Raw genomic sequence first — 18,886 nt, forward strand, 5'->3', positions numbered from 1 at the left:
TGCAGTATAATGATATGTATTGATAAAGAGGAAATAATTATGTCTAAGATTATATATAAAGGAGGTAGTGAAGAGGAAAATAAATGATGAAAGTCTAGGTAGTGTAAAAGCTTACCTATACAGCTAGTGATGAACTAGCAAAAATTATAGAAAGGAAGTCTACTAACTAGGCGTATGCACACGTATAAAAGTGAATCGTAAGAGATTTATTTAAAGTGTTAGTAGCAGAAAGAGGGTACATATGGCAAAGCGTGGTACGAGAATTGCCGCCTTTTTCCTCATCGTCTTATTAATCGGTGGAGTAATTGGTGCGGCGGGAAAAGACATAGCAAAAGGAATTAGTCTAGGACTAGACCTTCGCGGTGGTTTTGAAATTCTGTATGAAGTAAAACCAGCCAAAAAAGGTGATAAAATCGATCGAGACGTACTTGTAAGTACAGTAGGTGCTCTTGAAAATCGTGTCAATGTTCTCGGTGTAAGTGAGCCGAACATTCAAATCGAAGGGCAAGATCGAATTCGTGTACAGCTTGCTGGTGTACAAGATCAGCAAAAAGCACGTGAAATGTTATCAACACAAGCGAAATTAACATTCCGTGATGTGGATGATAACCTTCTTATGGATGGAACGGATTTAAAAGGCGGCGGAGCGAAGCAAACATTTGATGAGCAAGGCCGTGCGAGCGTAGGTCTTACACTGAAAAGCGCTGAAAAATTCCGTGCAGTAACTGAAAAAATTTCTAAAATGCCACCACCAACGAATTTAATGGTAATTTGGCTTGACTTTGAAGAAGGAAAAGATTCGTATAAAGCAGAATCTGCAAAACCGAATCCGAAGTTCTTATCAGCGGCAACAGTAAGCCAAGTATTTAACCAAGCTGAAGTATCTATCGTAGGTGGAAACTTCACAGTTGAAAGTGCGAAACAACTTTCATCTTTATTAAATGCAGGTGCACTTCCTGTTGATTTAAAAGAAATGTATTCAACATCTGTTGGAGCGAAATTTGGTCAACAAGCGTTAGAGCAAACGATTTTCGCTAGTGCGATTGGTATCGCTCTTATTTTCTTATTTATGCTTGTATTCTACCGTTTACCAGGACTTGTAGCGGTTATTATGTTAGGTCTATACATTTTCGTTACATTACTTGTCTTTAACTGGATGCATGCAGTTCTTACGTTGCCAGGTATTGCGGCGTTAGTGCTCGGGGTAGGTATCGCAGTTGATGCGAATATTATTACGTACGAGAGATTGAAAGAAGAGCTGAAAATTGGTAAGTCCATGATGTCGGCATTTCGTGCTGGTAACCATCGTTCATTAGCAACAATTCTAGATGCAAACGTTACGACTCTTGCAGCAGCTGGTGTGTTATTCGTTTATGGTAATAGCTCTGTAAAAGGATTCGCAACAAGTTTAATCGTAAGTATTTTAGTTGGTTTTATTACGAACGTATTCGGTACTCGTTTCTTACTAGGTTTACTTGTAAAGAGCCGTTACTTTGATAAAAAACCAGGATATTTTGGTGTGAAACAAAAGGATATTATTCCATTAACAAAAGGTGTAGTACATCCGCCAACGAGATTTGATCGTATTAACTTTGTAAATATCGGTCATAAATTCCTTATCTTCTCGATTGTAGTTGTGATTGCGGGTGCAATTATCTTACCAATTTTCAAATTGAATCTTGGTATTGACTTTGCAAGTGGTACACGTATTGACTTGCAATCAAAACAAGCCGTTACGGTGTCTGATGTTCATAAAGATTTTAAAGAATTGAACATTGATGTGAAGGAAGAAAATATTGTACCGACTGGAGATGACAATAAAGGTTTCGCAGTTCGTACATTAGGTGTTTTATCAAAAGATGAAATTGCGAAAACAAAAACATTCTTCCACGATAAATATGGTACAGATCCAAACATAAGTACAGTTTCACCGACAATCGGGAAAGAAATTGCACGAAATGCATTTATCGCTGTACTGATTGCTTCTGCAGTTATCATTTTATACGTAAGTATTCGATTCCGATTTACGTATGCGTTATCTGCAGTGCTTGCGTTACTACATGACGCATTCGTTATGGTTGTTATGTTTAGTATTTTCCAATTGGAGGTAGACTTAACGTTTATCGCTGCAGTACTAACAATCATCGGTTATTCTATTAATGACTCGATTGTTACATTTGATAGAAACCGTGAATTATACAAACAGAAAAAACGAGTTCGCGATATAAAAGACTTAGAAGAAATCGTAAATGCAAGTATTCGCCAAACGCTTGGTCGTTCGATTAACACAGTATTAACAGTGTTATTCCCAGTAATTGCACTGCTTATCTTCGGTAGTGAGTCATTACGTAACTTCTCGTTTGCGTTACTTGTTGGATTAATTGTAGGTACGTACTCTTCTGTTTTCGTTGCTTCTCAAATTTGGTTAATGCTTGAAAACCGTCGTTTGAAAAGAGGTAAAAACAAGAAGAAGGTTGAGAAAGTAGAATCTGAACCGCAAGTATAGAAAAGATGATGTCTCTTTATGAGGCATCTCTTTTTTCGTTTGTGGATACAATAAGATAGCAACTTTTTAATGGGAATAATATGGAAGAAAGTGGTGGTTTTATCGCTGTTTTTGTTAAAATAAAATGATAGGTTAAGAAAAGAAGGGATTTTAATTATGGAAAAAGATGAACGTTTTAAACAGGCCGAGTTTGGTGCTATTGTCGGGATCGTTGGTAATATTATATTAGCAATTGTAAAGGCGGTAATTGGTTATATTGGGAACAGTAAAGCACTGTTAGCAGATGCGGTGCATTCTGCATCAGATGTAATTGGTTCGCTAGCTGTACTTTTTGGATTGCGAGCGGCAAAGCAGCCACCTGATGAAGATCATCCGTATGGTCATGGTAAAGCGGAATCGATTTCAGCGATTATTGTTGCGGTATTATTATTTATTGTGGGACTCGAGATAGCGATTTCGTCTATAAAAGCTTTTTCGCAGGAACTAGAACCACCGAAAGGAATTACGATTTTTGCTGTTGTTCTTTCGATTATCGTGAAAGAAGGAATGTTCCAATATAAATTCCGATTAGGGAAGAGGGTAAATAGTGATGCAATTATTGCAAATGCATATGAGCACCGTTCGGATGTATTTTCTTCAATTGCAGCTTTAATCGGTATTTGTGCAGCTATAATCGGTGGTAAGCTTGGTGTAGACTGGCTTGTATACGCTGATCCGATTGCAGGATTAGCTGTTTCACTTCTTGTTGTAAAAATGGCATGGAGCATTGGAGCGGAAGCAATTCATGCAACGCTTGACCATGTTCTTCATGAGGAGGATGTTATTCCGCTTAGAGAAGCAGTTCTTCAAGTAGATGGTGTGAAAAAAATTGGTTCTTTATATGCACGGGAGCATGGTCATTATGTTATTGTCGATATTAAAGTGTCTGTAGATCCATACATTACTGTAGAAGAAGGACACCGCATTGGAAAACATGTGAAAGAAATACTTATGAAACAAGAGAATGTACAAAATGTATTCGTACATATAAATCCGTATTCTCCAAATTAAACATCATTAACATTTTTGTATATAGATATTGCATCGTAGTTTGCATTATATTGTCACCCCTTAATCTGTCTTGTATAATAAACAGGTTAAGGGGTGATTTCGTGTTACAACCGAAGACGCGTTGGAAAGAAAAAGAATATAATGACGAGCGAGTGAGTGAATTAGCAAGTAAATTACAGTTATCGCCACTTGTCGTTTCATTATTCCTCGGTAGAGGACTAGATACAGAAGATAAGATTTTAGATTTTTTAAATACAGAAAATCAAGAATTTCATGATCCATTTTTATTAGAAGGAATGGATAGAACGGTAGAACGTGTAAATAAGGCGATTCAAAATGGAGAGCAAATATTAATATTTGGTGATTACGATGCGGACGGAGTAAGTAGTACGACGGTTTTATATCTTGCTCTTCAAGAATTAGGTGCAGAAGTAGAATTTTACATTCCAAATCGTTTTACAGAAGGGTATGGACCGAACGAAGAAGCGTTTCGTTGGGCGCATAGCGCAGGGTTCTCACTGATTATTACTGTCGACACTGGCATCGCAGCAGTACATGAAGCGAATGTAGCAAAGGAGCTTGGAATAGATCTAATTATTACAGATCACCATGAGCCACCGCCAGAATTGCCAGAAGCACTTGCGATTATACATCCGAAATTAGATGGCGGTGTATATCCGTTTCACTATTTAGCTGGTGTAGGTGTTGCGTTTAAAGTTGCGCATGCACTATTAGGCCGTGTACCAGAACATTTATTAGAGATTGCAGTAATCGGTACAGTAGCCGATTTAGTATCACTTCATGGTGAAAATAGGTTGCTAGTGAAACGCGGTTTAAAACATATGCGTATGACGAAAAATATCGGACTAAAGGCGCTATTTAAAGTTGCTAACGTTTCGCAAAGTGAAATTACAGAAGAGAGTATTGGCTTCTCACTCGCACCGCGTATTAATGCGGTCGGACGTTTAGAAGATGCAGCGCCGGCTGTACACCTTTTATTATCAGATGATCCAGAGGAAGCGAAAGAGTTGGCCGAAGAAATTGATGAGCTGAACAAACTGCGAAAAGATATTGTAAAGCAAATTACAGAAGAGGCTATCGCTGAAGTTGAAAATAACTTCCCACCAGAAGAAAACAAAGTATTAGTACTTGCAAAAGAAGGCTGGAACCCAGGGGTAATTGGAATTGTTGCTTCTAAATTAGTTGAACGTTTTTATCGTCCGACGATTGTATTAAGCATTGATCCTATTAAAGAAACAGCAAAAGGCTCAGCGCGTAGTATTGCAGGATTTGATTTGTTTGCAAACTTATCAGATTGTAGAGAGTTATTGCCACACTTCGGAGGGCATCCGATGGCAGCGGGAATGACGCTACATATGAATGATGTAGATGAATTACGTCGCCGCTTAAATGAACAAGCAGATGCAATTTTAACAGAAGAAGATTTTATTCCAATTACAGCAGTTGATGTTTTTTGCAAAGTAGAGGATGTAACGCTAGCGGCAATTGAAGATATGCAAAAACTAGCACCGTTTGGTATTGGAAATCCGAAACCACGTATTGCAGTGAAAGATGCAGAGTTAGAAAGTATTCGCGCAATCGGATCAGATGGCTCTCATTTAAAAATGGCTCTTCGTGATGGACAAGCAACACTGGATACAATTGGATTCGGTTTCGGTGCATATGCGAAAGAAATCTCTCCAGTTGCAAAGGTATCTGTAATAGGGGAAGCATCCATCAATGAATGGAATAATTTTAAGAAGCCACAACTAATGGTACAAGATATTGCTGTAGAGGCGTGGCAATTATTTGATTGGCGTAGTATGCGTAATGCAGAAGCAAATTTAGCAGAACTTCCGAAAGAAAAAATAACAATGGTGTATTTTTCTGAAGAGGTATTGAATAAATTTTCTTTAGAGGACTATAAAGAAAAGCTTATGCATGCGTCAGAAGTAACGCATTTAGATGATCAATACATCGTGTTACTCGATTTGCCAAAAGGAACAGATGAATTACGTGAGTTATTTAAAGTAGGATTCCCAGCGCGAATTTATACGCTGTTTTATCAAGAGAATAACCATTTATTTAGTACAGTTCCTACGAGAGAACATTTTAAATGGTACTATTCTTTCTTAAACCAAAAAACACCATTTTCTTTAAGACAATATGGAGAACAACTATGTCGTCATAAAGGTTGGTCAAAAGATACAGTAAATTTCATGACACAGGTGTTTTTTGAGTTAGAATTTGTTACAATAAAAGATGGCGTCATTTTTATGGCAGACAAAAAACAAAAGCGTGATTTAATTGAATCGAACACATATCGTGAGAAAATGAACCACTTACAATTAGAAAAAGAATTGGTTTATAGCACATATCAGCAACTATATACATGGTTTGAAACGATTCGTAATCATAAAGAAGTAGAACAGTTAGGGTAAAGGATTTGTATTTACAAACCTTTTAGATCTGAGGAGGATTCAGAAATATGGATTTCAAGCAACATATCGCAATTGTACCGGATTATCCGAAAGAAGGTATTGTGTTCAAAGACATTACACCTTTAATGAATGACGGTAAAGCATACAAAGCAGCAACAGATGCAATCGTTGAGTACGCAAAAGAAAGAGATATCGATGTTGTAGTAGGACCAGAAGCTCGTGGTTTCATTATCGGTTGCCCAGTTTCTTATGCGTTAGAAGTAGGATTTGCACCAGTTCGTAAATTAGGGAAATTACCACGTGAAGTAATTACAGTTGACTACGGTAAAGAATATGGTAAAGATGTTTTAACAATCCATAAAGATGCAATTAAGCCAGGTCAACGCGTATTAATTACAGATGATCTATTAGCTACAGGTGGAACAATCGAAGCGACAATTAAGTTAGTTGAAGAGCTAGGCGGAGTTGTAGCAGGAATTGCATTCTTAGTAGAGCTTACTTACTTAGATGGTCGTAAAATGTTAGATGGTTACGATGTATTAGTATTAGAAAAATACTAATCACTATATAGGTAAAACTACGGTGATAAAAAGTACCCGTGAATCTCTTGGAGAGGAGCGGGTACTTTTGTATAATTGAACAAAAAATCATGGTGAAATGTCAGTAAAATCTTTTCCTTTTCACAATTCACAATCATTGGGTTATAATGATAGAATATAATTTATTCTATTAAATAAAGATAAAGTCAATTTTCAATAAAAGGTGATTCGATGGCAAATGAGCAGGTACTAACAGCTGAACAGGTACTCGAGAAAGCAAGTCAATATTTAGCGGATGAAGATATTGAGCTAGTGGCACGTGCCTATGAATATGCACGTGATGCGCATAGCGAACAATATAGAAAATCGGGTGAACCGTATATTATTCATCCGATTCAAGTTGCAGGTATTTTAGTTGATTTACACATGGATCCAGCTACGGTATCAGCAGGTTTCTTACATGATGTAGTGGAAGATACAGAGATTACGTTAGAAGATATTGAACGGGAATTTAACAAAGAAATTGCTATGCTTGTTGATGGTGTTACAAAGCTTGGGAAAATCAAATATAAATCTCACGAACAACAACAAGCAGAAAACCATCGCAAAATGTTTATTGCAATGGCTCAAGATATTAGAGTTATTTTAATTAAACTAGCTGATCGTCTTCATAACATGCGTACATTGAAACATTTGCCTCAAGAGAAGCAGCGTCGCATAGCGAATGAAACGTTAGAAATCTTTGCACCTTTAGCACATAGACTCGGAATTAGTACTATTAAATGGGAGCTAGAGGATACGTCACTTCGCTATTTAAATCCACAGCAATATTATCGTATTGTAAATTTAATGAAGCGTAAACGTGCAGAACGTGAAGAATATTTAGACGAAGTAATGACTGGTATTCGTGAGAAATTAAAAGAAGTTGCAATTCAACCTGAGATTTCTGGAAGACCGAAACATATTTACAGTATCTATCGTAAAATGGCACTGCAAAATAAGCAGTTCAATGAAATTTACGATTTATTAGCTGTACGTGTTGTTGTAAATAGTATTAAAGATTGTTATGCGGTGCTTGGAATTATTCATACGTGCTGGAAGCCGATGCCAGGTCGTTTTAAAGATTATATTGCAATGCCAAAAGCAAATCTATATCAATCTCTTCATACGACCGTAATTGGACCGAAAGGTGACCCACTTGAAGTGCAAATTCGTACGAAAGAAATGCACGAAATTGCAGAATTCGGGATCGCGGCACACTGGGCGTATAAAGAAGGAAAAACAGCAGAAACAACAGGTACACTAGAGAAGAAACTCACATGGTTCCGTCAAATATTAGAATGGCAAAATGAAGCTTCTAATGCAGAAGAATTTATGGAGTCATTAAAAATTGATTTATTCTCTGACATGGTATTCGTCTTTACACCGAAAGGCGATGTAATGGAATTACCACTTGGATCGGTTCCGATTGATTTCGCGTATCGTGTCCATTCGGAAATTGGGAATAAAACAATTGGTGCAAAAGTAAACGGTAAAATGGTGACGCTGGATTATAAATTAAAAACAGGCGACATCATTGAAATTTTAACGTCGAAACATTCCTATGGCCCAAGTCAAGATTGGGTAAAACTTGCTCAAACATCTCATGCAAAAAATAAAATTCGTCAATTCTTTAAGAAACAACGTAGAGACGAAAATATTGAAAAAGGCCGTGAACTTGTTGAAAAGGAAGTACGTGGTCTAGAGTATGAGATGAAAGAAGTATTAGCGCCTGATAACTTAAAACGCGTCGCTGAGAAATTTAACTTTGCAAATGAAGAAGATATGTTTGCAGCAGTTGGATATAGCGGAATTACAGCTTCGCAAATTGTTACGCGACTCACGGACAAGTTCCGCAAACAACGCGAAGAAGAAGAGATTGTTGAAGTTAAAGAAGTTCGTAAACCGATGAAAATTCGAAAATGGGATTCTGGTGTAAAGGTAAGCGGTGCTGATAATTTATTAATCCGTTTATCGAAATGCTGTAACCCAGTTCCGGGCGATGATATCGTTGGATATATTACAAAAGGCCGAGGTGTATCGATTCACCGCCGTGATTGTGTAAATGTTCATACAGAAGAAGCTGTAGAAAGATTATTAGAAGTAGAGTGGGAAGGTAGCCCTGAAAAAGAAATTGAGTATAACGTTGATATTGAAATTTCAGGTTACGATCGCCGTGGTTTATTAAATGAAGTACTGCAAGCTGTTACAGAGACGAAAACGTACATTTCAGCTGTTTCTGGTAGAAGTGACCGTAATAAGATGGCGACAATTAATATGTCAATCTCAATTCGTAACTTACAACATTTGAAAAAAGTAGTAGAACGCATTAAACGTGTTCCGGAAATTTATGCAGTACGACGCATGATGCATTAATAGGGAGTGTAGAAAGATGAGAGTTGTTTTACAACGATCAAAGAAAGCGTCTGTCACGGTAGACGGTGAGATCGTAGGACAAATTCCGTTCGGTTTAACATTACTAGTTGGCATTACGCACGAAGATACAGAAAAAGATGCAACTTACATTGCGGAAAAAATTTCAAACTTACGTATTTTTGAAGATGAGAGCGGAAAGATGAATCATTCTGTACTTGATGTAGAAGGACAAGTTCTATCTATTTCGCAATTCACATTATACGGAGATTGTCGCAAGGGGAGACGTCCAAACTTTATGGATGCTGCGAAACCTGACTATGCAGAGCGTTTATACGATTTCTTTAATGAAGAAGTTCGTAAACAAGGATTGCATGTAGAAACAGGGAAATTCGGAGCAATGATGGACGTTTCTTTAATCAATGATGGTCCGGTGACCTTAATTGTAGACAGTAAATAGTGTTGATAAAAAAGAGAGGGTTATATAATCCTCTCTTTTTTATACATTTTTGTATGTTTTGTTCATTTATCATACGATTAATTTGAAGGGGAATAAAAGGAAAAGAAGGTGTAGTATGCTTCAAGAATTTAATATAGCTTTACGTTTTATGCTAGAGTTATGTATTCTTGGGATTGTTGGATACTGGGGGTTTCGAGTAGGAACAACAACAGCTATAAAAATTACACTTGCTATTATTATTCCGATTGTTGTTGCTGCCATTTGGGGGTTATTTGGAGCTCCACATGCAGAATGGGAAGTAAAAGGTATATTACATGTATTATTAGAAATTATCGTATTTGGAGTAGGTGTTGCAGCATTATATCATTTGAAGTATCATATGCTAGCAAGTGGACTGGCTATTGTTATTGTTATAAATCGAATACTAATGTTTATTTGGAATCAATAGCAGTTTCGGTTATGTATAACTCTCTCATCAATATGGAACAATAAAAAGTAAAACATCCATATTGAATGTGAGGGATATACGTATGCGCATGAATGAAAAAGGGCATTCTGTTACAAATGGTGCAAATCAACTATTTAACGTGAATTTTCATGATTTTATTTCAAAAGAGCAAAACAATACTTCAATGGAGCTTGCTTCCGAGTTTGGGATTTCTCTTCAAGATGTAAAGCGTCTAAAGAAGCAGATTGAACGTTCTTAGAGCACTTGACAATCCTACTTAACAAACGTATAGTAATTTTATATTTACATATGAATATAACCGTTGATAGAGAAGAGTAAATGAGACACACATGGAAAGAGAAGGAATGTCTTAGGCTGAAAACATTTCTGCATGATGACTGATTGAATGACACTCTAGAGGTTTCAACTTGAACGGCATATATGCTTAGTAGGGATGAACGCATATTTAAGCGTTATTAAAAAAGTGGAAGCATACGTGCTTCAATTAGGGTGGCACCACGGGTATAATACTCTCGTCCCTACTGTTTAAACAGTAGAGGCGGGAGTTTTTTTATTTTTATTAAGATTAAAACAATTTGAGGAGGAACTGAATATGTCTATTCAAATCCCACGCGGAACGCAAGATATTCTTCCAGGCACTGTTGAGTTATGGCAGTATATCGAAGGGCAAGCACGCGAAATTTGCCGTCGTTACAATTATAAAGAAATTCGTACACCAATTTTTGAGCACACGGAGCTATTTTTACGTGGTGTTGGTGATACGACAGATATCGTACAAAAAGAAATGTACTCATTCCAAGATCGTGGAGAGCGCAGCTTAACATTACGTCCAGAAGGTACTGCACCTGTTGTACGTTCTTACGTTGAAAATAAAATGTTTGGTGATGCAACACAACCAACGAAATTATACTATATCGGTCAAATGTTCCGTTATGAAAGACCACAAGCAGGTCGCTATCGTCAATTCGTACAATTCGGTATCGAAGCAATCGGCAGTAATGATCCTGCAATTGATGCAGAAGTAATTGCACTTGCTGTTGAATTTTACCGCGGCATGGGCTTAAAAAATATTAAAGTTGTATTAAACAGTTTAGGTGATGCAGCGAGCCGTCAAGCACACCGTGATGCATTAATCGCACACTTTGAGCCACGTATCGGCGAATTCTGCTCTGACTGTCAATCTCGCTTAGAAAAGAACCCACTTCGAATTTTAGACTGTAAGAAAGACCGTAACCATGAATTAATGGGAACAGCACCATCTATTACAGAATACTTAAACGAAGATTCAGCAGTATACTACGACAAAGTTCAAGAACTATTAACGATGATGGATGTTCCATTTGAAAAAGATCCGAACTTAGTACGTGGTTTAGACTACTATCAACACACTGTTTTTGAAATTATGAGTGAGGCAGAAGGTTTCGGTGCGATCACTACATTAAGCGGTGGTGGCCGTTATAACGGACTTGTACAAGAAATCGGTGGACCAGAAATGCCAGGTATCGGTTTTGCAATGAGTATTGAACGTTTAATTATGGCGCTAAAAGCTGAAAATATTGAATTACCACTTGAACATAGCATTGATTGTTACGTTGTAGCGCTCGGTGAAAAAGCGAAAGACCATGCTGCAAAAGTTGCGTTCAATCTTCGTAAAGCTGGATTGTCAGTTGAAAAAGATTATTTAGATCGCAAAATGAAAGCACAATTTAAATCAGCAGATCGTCTAAAGGCGAAATTTGTAGCTGTATTAGGAGAAGATGAGCTGGATAAAGGTATCATTAACTTAAAAGATATGGCAACAGGTGAACAAGAAGAAGTAGCGTTAGATGTATTTGCTTCATACGTAGCAGAGAAATTAATATAGGGGGAACTTACAGTGGCTGAAAGAACACATGCATGTGGAAAAGTAACAGTAGAAGCTGTTGGACAAACAGTTCAATTAAAAGGTTGGGTACAAAAACGCCGTGACTTAGGTGGATTAATCTTTATCGATTTACGTGACCGCACAGGTATCGTACAAGTTGTATTTAACCCAGAAACATCAAAAGAAGCGTTAGAAGTAGCAGAAACAATTCGTAGTGAATACGTATTACACGTAGAAGGTACAGTTGTTGAACGTGGTGAAGGCGCAATTAATGACAATATGGCAACTGGTCGTATTGAAGTACAAGCAACAAAAGTAAATGTACTAAATGCAGCGAAAACAACGCCAATTATCATTGCTGATGATACAGATGCATCAGAAGATGTGCGTTTAAAATATCGTTATTTAGACTTACGTCGTCCTGTAATGTTCAACACATTCAAAATGCGTCACGACGTAACAAAAACAATTCGTAATTTCTTAGATACAGAAGAGTTTTTAGAAGTCGAAACACCAATTTTAACGAAAAGCACGCCAGAAGGAGCTCGTGACTATTTAGTACCAAGTCGTGTACATGATGGTGAATTCTATGCATTACCACAGTCACCACAGTTATTTAAACAGCTTCTTATGGTCGGCGGATTTGAGCGTTACTATCAAGTAGCACGTTGTTTCCGTGACGAAGATTTACGTGCGGATCGTCAACCAGAATTCACGCAAATCGATATCGAAGCTTCATTCTTAACACAAGATGAAATTTTAGATATGATGGAGCGTATGATGACGAAAGTTATGAAGGATGCAAAAGGTGTAGAAGTTAGTGCACCATTCCCTCGTATGAAATATGCTGATGCAATGGCTCGCTACGGTTCTGATAAGCCAGATACACGCTTTGAAATGGAACTAACAGACTTATCTGAGTTTGCAGCAGGTTGTGGATTTAAAGTGTTTACAAGTGCTGTAGAAAGCGGCGGACAAGTAAAAGCAATTAATGCAAAAGGTGCTGCAAGTAAATACTCTCGTAAAGACATCGATGCATTAACTGAATTTGTGAAAGTATACGGTGCAAAAGGTCTAGCTTGGCTTAAAGTTGAAGAAGACGGCCTAAAAGGACCGATTGCGAAATTCTTCGGTGAAGAAGATGCAAACGTGTTAATGACTACATTAGAAGCTACTGCTGGCGACTTATTACTATTTGTAGCAGATAAGAAGAGCGTTGTTGCAGATAGCTTAGGCGCACTTCGTTTACGTCTAGGTAAAGAGCTTGAGTTAATTGACGAAAGTAAATTTAACTTCCTATGGGTAACTGATTGGCCACTTCTTGAGTACGATGAAGATGCAGATCGTTACTTCGCAGCTCACCACCCATTCACAATGCCATTCCGTGAAGATGTTGAGCTACTAGAAACAGCACCAGAAAAAGCACGTGCACAAGCATATGACCTTGTATTAAACGGTTATGAGCTTGGTGGCGGATCACTTCGTATTTACGAGCGTGACGTACAAGAAAAAATGTTCAAAGCACTTGGATTCTCACAAGAAGAAGCGCAAGAGCAATTCGGATTCTTATTAGAAGCATTCGAATACGGTACACCACCACACGGCGGAATCGCATTAGGTTTAGACCGTCTTGTTATGTTACTTGCAGGCCGTACGAACCTTCGTGATACAATTGCATTCCCGAAAACAGCAAGCGCAAGCTGCTTATTAACAGAAGCTCCAAGCCCAGTTGCAGAAGCACAGCTTGAAGAATTGAACTTAAAATTAAGCTTGAAAGAAGAGAAGTAAGAATAGGGTCTAGATGGTTATACTATAACCGTCTAGACTTTTTTTGAGAGGAAGTTTAAAAAAGTCCGGTTCAGATGGAGGTCGCATCTCGTCGTTGCTTCGCTAGTCCGGTGCTCGAGTAGTTAAAGCTACACTGCGCTCCTCCTGGCATAAGCGCCTCGAGCTGCTCGTCCCTCTGAATCCTCCTTTTTAAACATGTATTGAAAGGGAAGTTTAAAAAGTCCGGTGTACACTATGTTTTCATTTTCGAAATATGTATTTTTAGGAATTCTATAACTTTTTCTATACAAATAGTCGGAAAAACGCTAGAATACATGGTAGACCATTTTTGTAATAGGAGTGTAGAGCTGAATGTTACATCAATTTTCACGTAATGAATTAGCCTTCGGTAAAGAAGGACTTGAAATATTAAAAAATAGTACAGTCGGTATTTTAGGAATTGGTGGCGTAGGGTCATTTTCGGCAGAAGCGTTAGCACGTTCTGGCGTAGGACGTCTCGTATTAGTTGATAAAGACGTTGTAGATATTACAAACGTAAACCGTCAAATTCATGCTTTAGTATCTACTGTAGGACGTTCAAAAGTAGAATTAATGAAAGAGCGTATTGCAGACATTAATCCGGAATGTGAAGTAATTGGACTAGAAATGTTTTATACAGATGAAACATATGAAGAGTTCTTTAAACACGGTTTAGATTTCGTAGTGGATGCATCTGATACAATTACGTTCAAAATCCATTTAATTAAACAATGTTTACGTCGTAAAATTAAAATTATCTCATGTATGGGTGCAGCAAATAAAATGGACCCAACTCGTTTCCGTATTGCGGATATCTCTAAAACACATACAGATCCAATTGCGAAAGTAATTCGTACGAAGCTTCGTAAAGAGGGTATTAAAAAAGGTGTAAAAGTTGTCTTCTCTGACGAGAATCCAATCGTAATTCGTGAAGAAGTACGTAAAGAGATCGTACCAGACGAAAATGCAAAAATTCGTAAAGCGAAATTACCACCTTCATCAAATGCATTCGTACCATCTGTGGCAGGCTTAATTATGGCAAGTCACGTTGTACGTGAACGTATTAAAAACGTAGAAGTGAAACGTGTGGGGCAAGAATAAAGTGAAAGCATATATCCATTTTGGATATATGCTTTTTTATATGTATTAAAGAAATAAAAATATTTGCATTACTACTAGTTCAAATGTGAGCAAGGCTAGTAAGTAATGATTATATTTACCCAATCTATTTTGGGCGTTTCTTTGTATGACAGGGAGGAATGTTATTGTCAATCTTTGTCGTTAAATCGATATCCTTTGTCGAATCGTTGATATATTGCAAGTTGTGATAGATATATTTGAAAAATCGTTGATATATTGCAAGTTACGATAGATATATTTGAAAAATCGTTGATATAATTTCAATTACCGATATATATGGTTCACCGAAAACAAACAAGGATGTCACTTTTTTAACTAAGTGACATCCTTGTTTTTAATTCTCTGCAGAATAAATAATATCTAAATTTCCGTTTTGATCGGTTTTGAAAATCGGGGCAATTTGATCTTCTTGCTCTTCGACTGAAACAAGTTTTCGAGCACGATCCATAATTCTAACAAGCATCGCGTAATCTTCTTCGATTGCTTGTTGTTTTTTTGTGAGTACCGCTAATTTTGCTTCAAGTTCATTATTCGTTTTTTGTAGGGAAGTGAGCTGATTTTGTAATACATCATTTTCAGTTTGCAACTTTGCGATTGAAGGGTTATTATGTTCCATGTTTTGCAAAAATGAGATGACATTTTGCATTGTAAGTTCCTGTTTACTTGGCGTAATATCTTCTGAAAACTCAGCATCGATTACGAGTTGTTTCGTTTTCGTGAACTGATCTTTTTCTATTTTAGCTTCAGAACGTTTTAATTCTTTACGTTGTTTTTTTGCAATCTGCACTGCATCTTCGTAATTCGCTCGTACTTCAGCATTCCATCTAAAGCCACAAGCTGCTGAAGTGCGGTTCAACGCATCGCCGACTTCATCAAATGCTTTTATTTGTGTACTTCCGCTGCGAATATGTCGTAAAACAGTTTCTGCTAAAAGGAGATCATCTTCTTTTGTCCATGCATCTTGACGTGTTTTCATAAGCGAAGCCTCCATAATGGTGACGTTTTCGTTTATGTTACCCTTTATTTTTCGTTTTATTCGAAGTTTGTAATCTTTCATAAACAGTAGAAAGTGCTTGCTCAAATTTTCCTGTCGTTTTCGGTTTATAATATTGCTTGTTTTTTATTTTATCAGGTAAGTATTGTTGCCTTACCCAGCCGTTTGGATGGTCGTGTGGATATAAATATCCAATGCCTCTTCCAAGTGATTCTGCGCCTTTGTAATGACTATCTTTTAAATGGCTTGGAATATCACCTGTTTGATCGTTACGTAAATCATGTAGTGCAGCATCCAGTGCTTTATAAGCTGAATTTGATTTTGGTGATAAGCATAGCTCGATAACGGCATTTGCAAGTGGGATGCGTGCTTCTGGGAATCCGACTCGTTCAGCTGATTCAATTGCAGCTAGTGTACGCGGTCCAGCTTGTGGGCTAGCAAGTCCAATATCTTCATAAGCCATAATAAGAAGGCGTCTGCCAATACTTTGTAAATCACCTGCTTCAATAAGGCGTGCTAAATAATGGAGCGCTGCATTTACATCACTTCCGCGCACTGATTTTTGAAATGCTGATAATACGTCATAATGAGCATCGCCGCCTTTGTCGTGAACGAAGCTCTTCTTTTGTAAGCATTCTTCTGCAATCTCGAGTGTGATTTCAGCCGCTTGATCGTCTGTAGTAAAGCTGGATAATACAGCAAGCTCAAGTGCGTTATAAGCGGAACGCATATCACCACCAGAGGCGTTTGTAAAGTGATGTAGTGCTTCATCTGTTATCGTTACAGCATATTCTCCAAGGCCTTTTTCTTTATCTTCTAAAGCTCTTTTTAACCCAATTAAAATATCATCTTCTGTTAGTGCGTGTAATTCGAAAATTTGACATCTGCTTCGAATAGCGGAGTTTATTGCATGGAATGGATTACTTGTCGTTGCACCAATTAAAGTAAGAAGTCCGCTTTCTAAATGAGGTAATAGAAAGTCTTGCTTTGCTTTATCTAGACGGTGAACTTCATCTAAAATTAAAACGAGGTGTCGATGCATCTTCGCTTCTTGTACGACAACTTCCATATCTTTTTTATTGTGAGTAACAGCGTTTAATAGACGAAACGGGGTACCGGTACTTCCTGCAATTGCACTGGCAATGGATGTTTTTCCTGTACCTGGAGGACCGTATAAAATCATAGATTGAAAATGATTTGCTTGGACCATTCGCCATAAAATCTTTCCTTCACCAACTAAATGCTGTTGCCCAATAATTTCTTGAATATTTGTAGGGCGCATTCGATGTGCGAGTGGTTGTTTCATTTAGACCGTCTCCCTTAACATATAATCTCGTTCTATCGTATCATTTTTTTCTACGGAATTTGAAATAGTATGCTGTTTTATGGGAAAAATGAAGATGAATATTTTCATTTTTCTTTCAATTGTAATAATTCCCGAGTTTTTCAATGTGATTTTATGTTATCATTTTGATACACAAGTTGAAATTTCTTATAATACTATATTATGCTATAATTTCATAGGATTTTAAATTGTGTTCTTTTTATAAATAAGATATAACCAATAGAAGTGAAAATTTGAAAAGAGGTGCAAAATAGATGAAGATTTCAACAAAGGGCCGCTATGGCTTAACAATTATGATCGATCTTGCAAAAAAGTTTGGTGAAGGTCCGATTTCATTAAAATCAATTGCGCAGGCGCATGACTTATCGGAGCATTACTTAGAGCAATTAATTTCACCACTTCGTAACGCTCGTCTAGTGAAGAGTACGCGAGGTGCATATGGCGGATATGTATTATCTGATCAACCAGCTAACATTACAGCTGGGGATGTGATCCGTGTATTAGAGGGACCGATTAGTGTTGTAGAAATGATAGAAGAAGAAGAGCCAGCACAGCGCCAGTTATGGATGCGTGTTCGTGATGCGGTGCAAGAAGTGTTAGATAGTACAACGTTAGAAGATTTAGTACGTTATGAGGAAGAAAATCACGGGGGCTATATGTTTTACATTTAATTCCTTGTGAAACGATTTGGAAAGAAGGAGATTTAATGGAACGCATTTACTTAGATCATGCTGCGACATCTCCGACTCACCCAGAAGTGGTCGAAAAGATGATTCCATATATGACAGAAATATTCGGGAACCCGTCTAGTATTCACTTTTATGGACGTCAAACTCGTCACACAGTAGATGAGGCGAGACGAGTGTGTGCACGCAGTATTCATGCGAATCCGAATGAAATTATATTTACGAGCGGTGGTACAGAAGCTGATAATTTAGCGCTTATAGGTGTAGCACGTGCGAACCGTCATAAAGGTAACCACATTATAACGACGCAAATTGAACATCATGCGATTTTGCATACGTGCGAATTGTTAGAGCGTGAAGGGTTTGAAGTGACATATTTACCTGTCGATGAAACAGGGCGCATTCAAGTTTCTGACATACAAAAGGCATTAACCGAAGAGACGATTCTTGTATCTGTTATGTTTGGGAATAATGAAGTAGGGACAATGCAACCAATTGTAGAAATAGGAAAGCTACTAAAGGAGCATCAAGCTTATTTCCATACAGATGCGGTACAAGCTTATGGTTTGGTAGAAATTGATGTGAAAGAGTTTGGTATTGATTTATTATCCATTTCAGCCCATAAAATTAACGGACCAAAAGGTGTAGGGTTCTTATACGCTGGTGCAAATGTGAAATTTGAGCCGTTATTAATAGGCGGAGAGCAAGAAAGAAAACGCCGTGCTGGTACGGAAAATGTGCCTAGTATTGCTGGGCTTCAGCATGCAATTCTTATTGCTGAAAAAACTCGTGAGCAAAAAAATGCCCAATATGAAGAGTTTAAAGATATAATGGTATCTGTCTTCAAAAATGAAGGCATTACTTTCGAGGTAAACGGAAACTTAGAACATCGCTTACCGCATGTGCTTAATGTAAGTTTTACAGGAATGAACATTGAACCGTTTCTTGTGAACTTAGACCTAGCTGGCATTGCAGTATCAAGTGGTTCTGCTTGTACAGCTGGTTCGATTGATCCATCACATGTATTAGTAGGGATGTTTGGAAAAGACTCCGATCAAATACGTTCATCCGTACGCTTTAGTTTTGGGCTTGGAAATACGAAAGAGCAAATTGAAAAAGCGGCGTACGAAACAGTGAAAATCGTGAAGCGATTAACACAAAATTAGCATGGGAG

At 37.6% G+C, this 18,886-nt stretch carries 15 protein-coding genes and 1 other annotated feature; of the genes, 13 read left to right on the forward strand and 2 right to left on the reverse strand.

Going from position 1 to position 18,886, the window contains the following annotated elements:
* Positions 1–241: 241 nt before the first annotated feature.
* The 11 genes from secDF (at position 242) to DN403_RS11445 (ending at position 14,648) form a co-directional block, all read left to right on the forward strand.
* The gene (gene secDF / locus DN403_RS11395) at positions 242–2,506 is read left to right on the forward strand and encodes a protein translocase subunit SecDF (protein ID WP_001119057.1); all 2,265 of its coding nucleotides are present in this window, start codon (positions 242–244) and stop codon (positions 2,504–2,506) included.
* A 156-nt stretch (positions 2,507–2,662) separates the two neighbouring features.
* Entirely contained in the window at positions 2,663–3,556 is an 894-nt protein-coding gene (locus DN403_RS11400) for a cation diffusion facilitator family transporter (RefSeq protein WP_000409739.1), read from the forward strand.
* A 101-nt stretch (positions 3,557–3,657) separates the two neighbouring features.
* On the forward strand, positions 3,658–5,997 hold the full coding sequence (gene recJ, locus DN403_RS11405) for a single-stranded-DNA-specific exonuclease RecJ (RefSeq protein WP_000941227.1): 2,340 nt from the start codon (positions 3,658–3,660) through the stop codon (positions 5,995–5,997).
* Positions 5,998–6,044: 47 nt separating this feature from the next.
* A complete protein-coding gene (locus DN403_RS11410; protein ID WP_000346215.1) occupies positions 6,045–6,557 on the forward strand; it encodes an adenine phosphoribosyltransferase in 513 nt (170 codons plus the stop codon).
* Between the two features lie 210 nt (positions 6,558–6,767).
* Positions 6,768–8,951, forward strand: a complete 2,184-nt coding sequence (gene relA / locus DN403_RS11415) for a GTP diphosphokinase (RefSeq protein WP_001262795.1) — start codon at positions 6,768–6,770, stop codon at positions 8,949–8,951.
* Between the two features lie 16 nt (positions 8,952–8,967).
* Positions 8,968–9,408: a D-tyrosyl-tRNA(Tyr) deacylase gene (locus tag DN403_RS11420; protein WP_098505652.1), complete on the forward strand. Its 441-nt coding sequence runs from the start codon at positions 8,968–8,970 to the stop codon at positions 9,406–9,408.
* A gap of 115 nt (positions 9,409–9,523) precedes the next feature.
* Positions 9,524–9,856: a YrdB family protein gene (locus DN403_RS11425; RefSeq protein ID WP_149185474.1), complete on the forward strand. Its 333-nt coding sequence runs from the start codon at positions 9,524–9,526 to the stop codon at positions 9,854–9,856.
* A gap of 82 nt (positions 9,857–9,938) precedes the next feature.
* On the forward strand, positions 9,939–10,115 hold the full coding sequence (locus tag DN403_RS31110) for a hypothetical protein (protein WP_001242605.1): 177 nt from the start codon (positions 9,939–9,941) through the stop codon (positions 10,113–10,115).
* Between the two features lie 54 nt (positions 10,116–10,169).
* Positions 10,170–10,400: a binding site (T-box leader), on the forward strand.
* A gap of 69 nt (positions 10,401–10,469) precedes the next feature.
* Positions 10,470–11,741, forward strand: coding sequence for a histidine--tRNA ligase (gene hisS, locus DN403_RS11430; RefSeq protein WP_000027086.1), 1,272 nt, complete (start codon positions 10,470–10,472; stop codon positions 11,739–11,741).
* A 12-nt stretch (positions 11,742–11,753) separates the two neighbouring features.
* Entirely contained in the window at positions 11,754–13,529 is a 1,776-nt protein-coding gene (gene aspS / locus DN403_RS11435; protein WP_000840901.1) for an aspartate--tRNA ligase, read from the forward strand.
* 351 nt (positions 13,530–13,880) lie between these two features.
* Positions 13,881–14,648 (forward strand): tRNA threonylcarbamoyladenosine dehydratase, encoded by a 768-nt coding sequence (locus DN403_RS11445; protein WP_000903182.1) that lies wholly within the window; start codon positions 13,881–13,883, stop codon positions 14,646–14,648.
* Positions 14,649–15,021: 373 nt separating this feature from the next.
* Here DN403_RS11445 and DN403_RS11455 read toward each other — a convergent pair whose 3' ends face one another.
* Together DN403_RS11455 and DN403_RS11460 are read right to left on the reverse strand one after the other, a co-directional pair.
* Positions 15,022–15,663: an RsfA family transcriptional regulator gene (locus tag DN403_RS11455; protein ID WP_000857697.1), complete on the reverse strand. Its 642-nt coding sequence runs from the start codon at positions 15,661–15,663 to the stop codon at positions 15,022–15,024.
* Between the two features lie 37 nt (positions 15,664–15,700).
* On the reverse strand, positions 15,701–16,987 hold the full coding sequence (locus DN403_RS11460) for a replication-associated recombination protein A (RefSeq protein ID WP_000812913.1): 1,287 nt from the start codon (positions 16,985–16,987) through the stop codon (positions 15,701–15,703).
* Positions 16,988–17,280: 293 nt separating this feature from the next.
* Between DN403_RS11460 and cymR the strand changes: the two genes are divergently transcribed.
* Both cymR and DN403_RS11470 read left to right on the forward strand, forming a co-directional pair.
* On the forward strand, positions 17,281–17,697 hold the full coding sequence (gene cymR / locus DN403_RS11465; protein ID WP_000704116.1) for a cysteine metabolism transcriptional regulator CymR: 417 nt from the start codon (positions 17,281–17,283) through the stop codon (positions 17,695–17,697).
* Positions 17,698–17,732: 35 nt separating this feature from the next.
* Positions 17,733–18,878 (forward strand): cysteine desulfurase family protein, encoded by a 1,146-nt coding sequence (locus tag DN403_RS11470; RefSeq protein WP_149185475.1) that lies wholly within the window; start codon positions 17,733–17,735, stop codon positions 18,876–18,878.
* Positions 18,879–18,886: the final 8 nt, after the last annotated feature.

This window comes from Bacillus sp. AY2-1, from assembly GCF_008368965.1.
GTDB lineage: Bacteria > Bacillota > Bacilli > Bacillales > Bacillaceae_G > Bacillus_A > Bacillus_A thuringiensis_S.

What these genes read in the sequence shown, in the direction of transcription:
- secDF (WP_001119057.1), top strand. Translation starts at nt 242, where the DNA reads ATGGCAAAGCGTGGTACGAGAATTGCCGCCTTTTTCCTCATCGTCTTA.
- DN403_RS11400 (WP_000409739.1), top strand. Translation starts at nt 2,663, where the DNA reads ATGGAAAAAGATGAACGTTTTAAACAGGCCGAGTTTGGTGCTATTGTC.
- DN403_RS11410 (WP_000346215.1), top strand. Translation starts at nt 6,045, where the DNA reads ATGGATTTCAAGCAACATATCGCAATTGTACCGGATTATCCGAAAGAA.
- relA (WP_001262795.1), top strand. Translation starts at nt 6,768, where the DNA reads ATGGCAAATGAGCAGGTACTAACAGCTGAACAGGTACTCGAGAAAGCA.
- DN403_RS11420 (WP_098505652.1), top strand. Translation starts at nt 8,968, where the DNA reads ATGAGAGTTGTTTTACAACGATCAAAGAAAGCGTCTGTCACGGTAGAC.
- DN403_RS11425 (WP_149185474.1), top strand. Translation starts at nt 9,524, where the DNA reads ATGCTTCAAGAATTTAATATAGCTTTACGTTTTATGCTAGAGTTATGT.
- DN403_RS31110 (WP_001242605.1), top strand. Translation starts at nt 9,939, where the DNA reads ATGCGCATGAATGAAAAAGGGCATTCTGTTACAAATGGTGCAAATCAA.
- hisS (WP_000027086.1), top strand. Translation starts at nt 10,470, where the DNA reads ATGTCTATTCAAATCCCACGCGGAACGCAAGATATTCTTCCAGGCACT.
- DN403_RS11445 (WP_000903182.1), top strand. Translation starts at nt 13,881, where the DNA reads ATGTTACATCAATTTTCACGTAATGAATTAGCCTTCGGTAAAGAAGGA.
- DN403_RS11455 (WP_000857697.1), bottom strand. Translation starts at nt 15,663, where the DNA reads ATGAAAACACGTCAAGATGCATGGACAAAAGAAGATGATCTCCTTTTA.
- DN403_RS11460 (WP_000812913.1), bottom strand. Translation starts at nt 16,987, where the DNA reads ATGAAACAACCACTCGCACATCGAATGCGCCCTACAAATATTCAAGAA.
- cymR (WP_000704116.1), top strand. Translation starts at nt 17,281, where the DNA reads ATGAAGATTTCAACAAAGGGCCGCTATGGCTTAACAATTATGATCGAT.
- DN403_RS11470 (WP_149185475.1), top strand. Translation starts at nt 17,733, where the DNA reads ATGGAACGCATTTACTTAGATCATGCTGCGACATCTCCGACTCACCCA.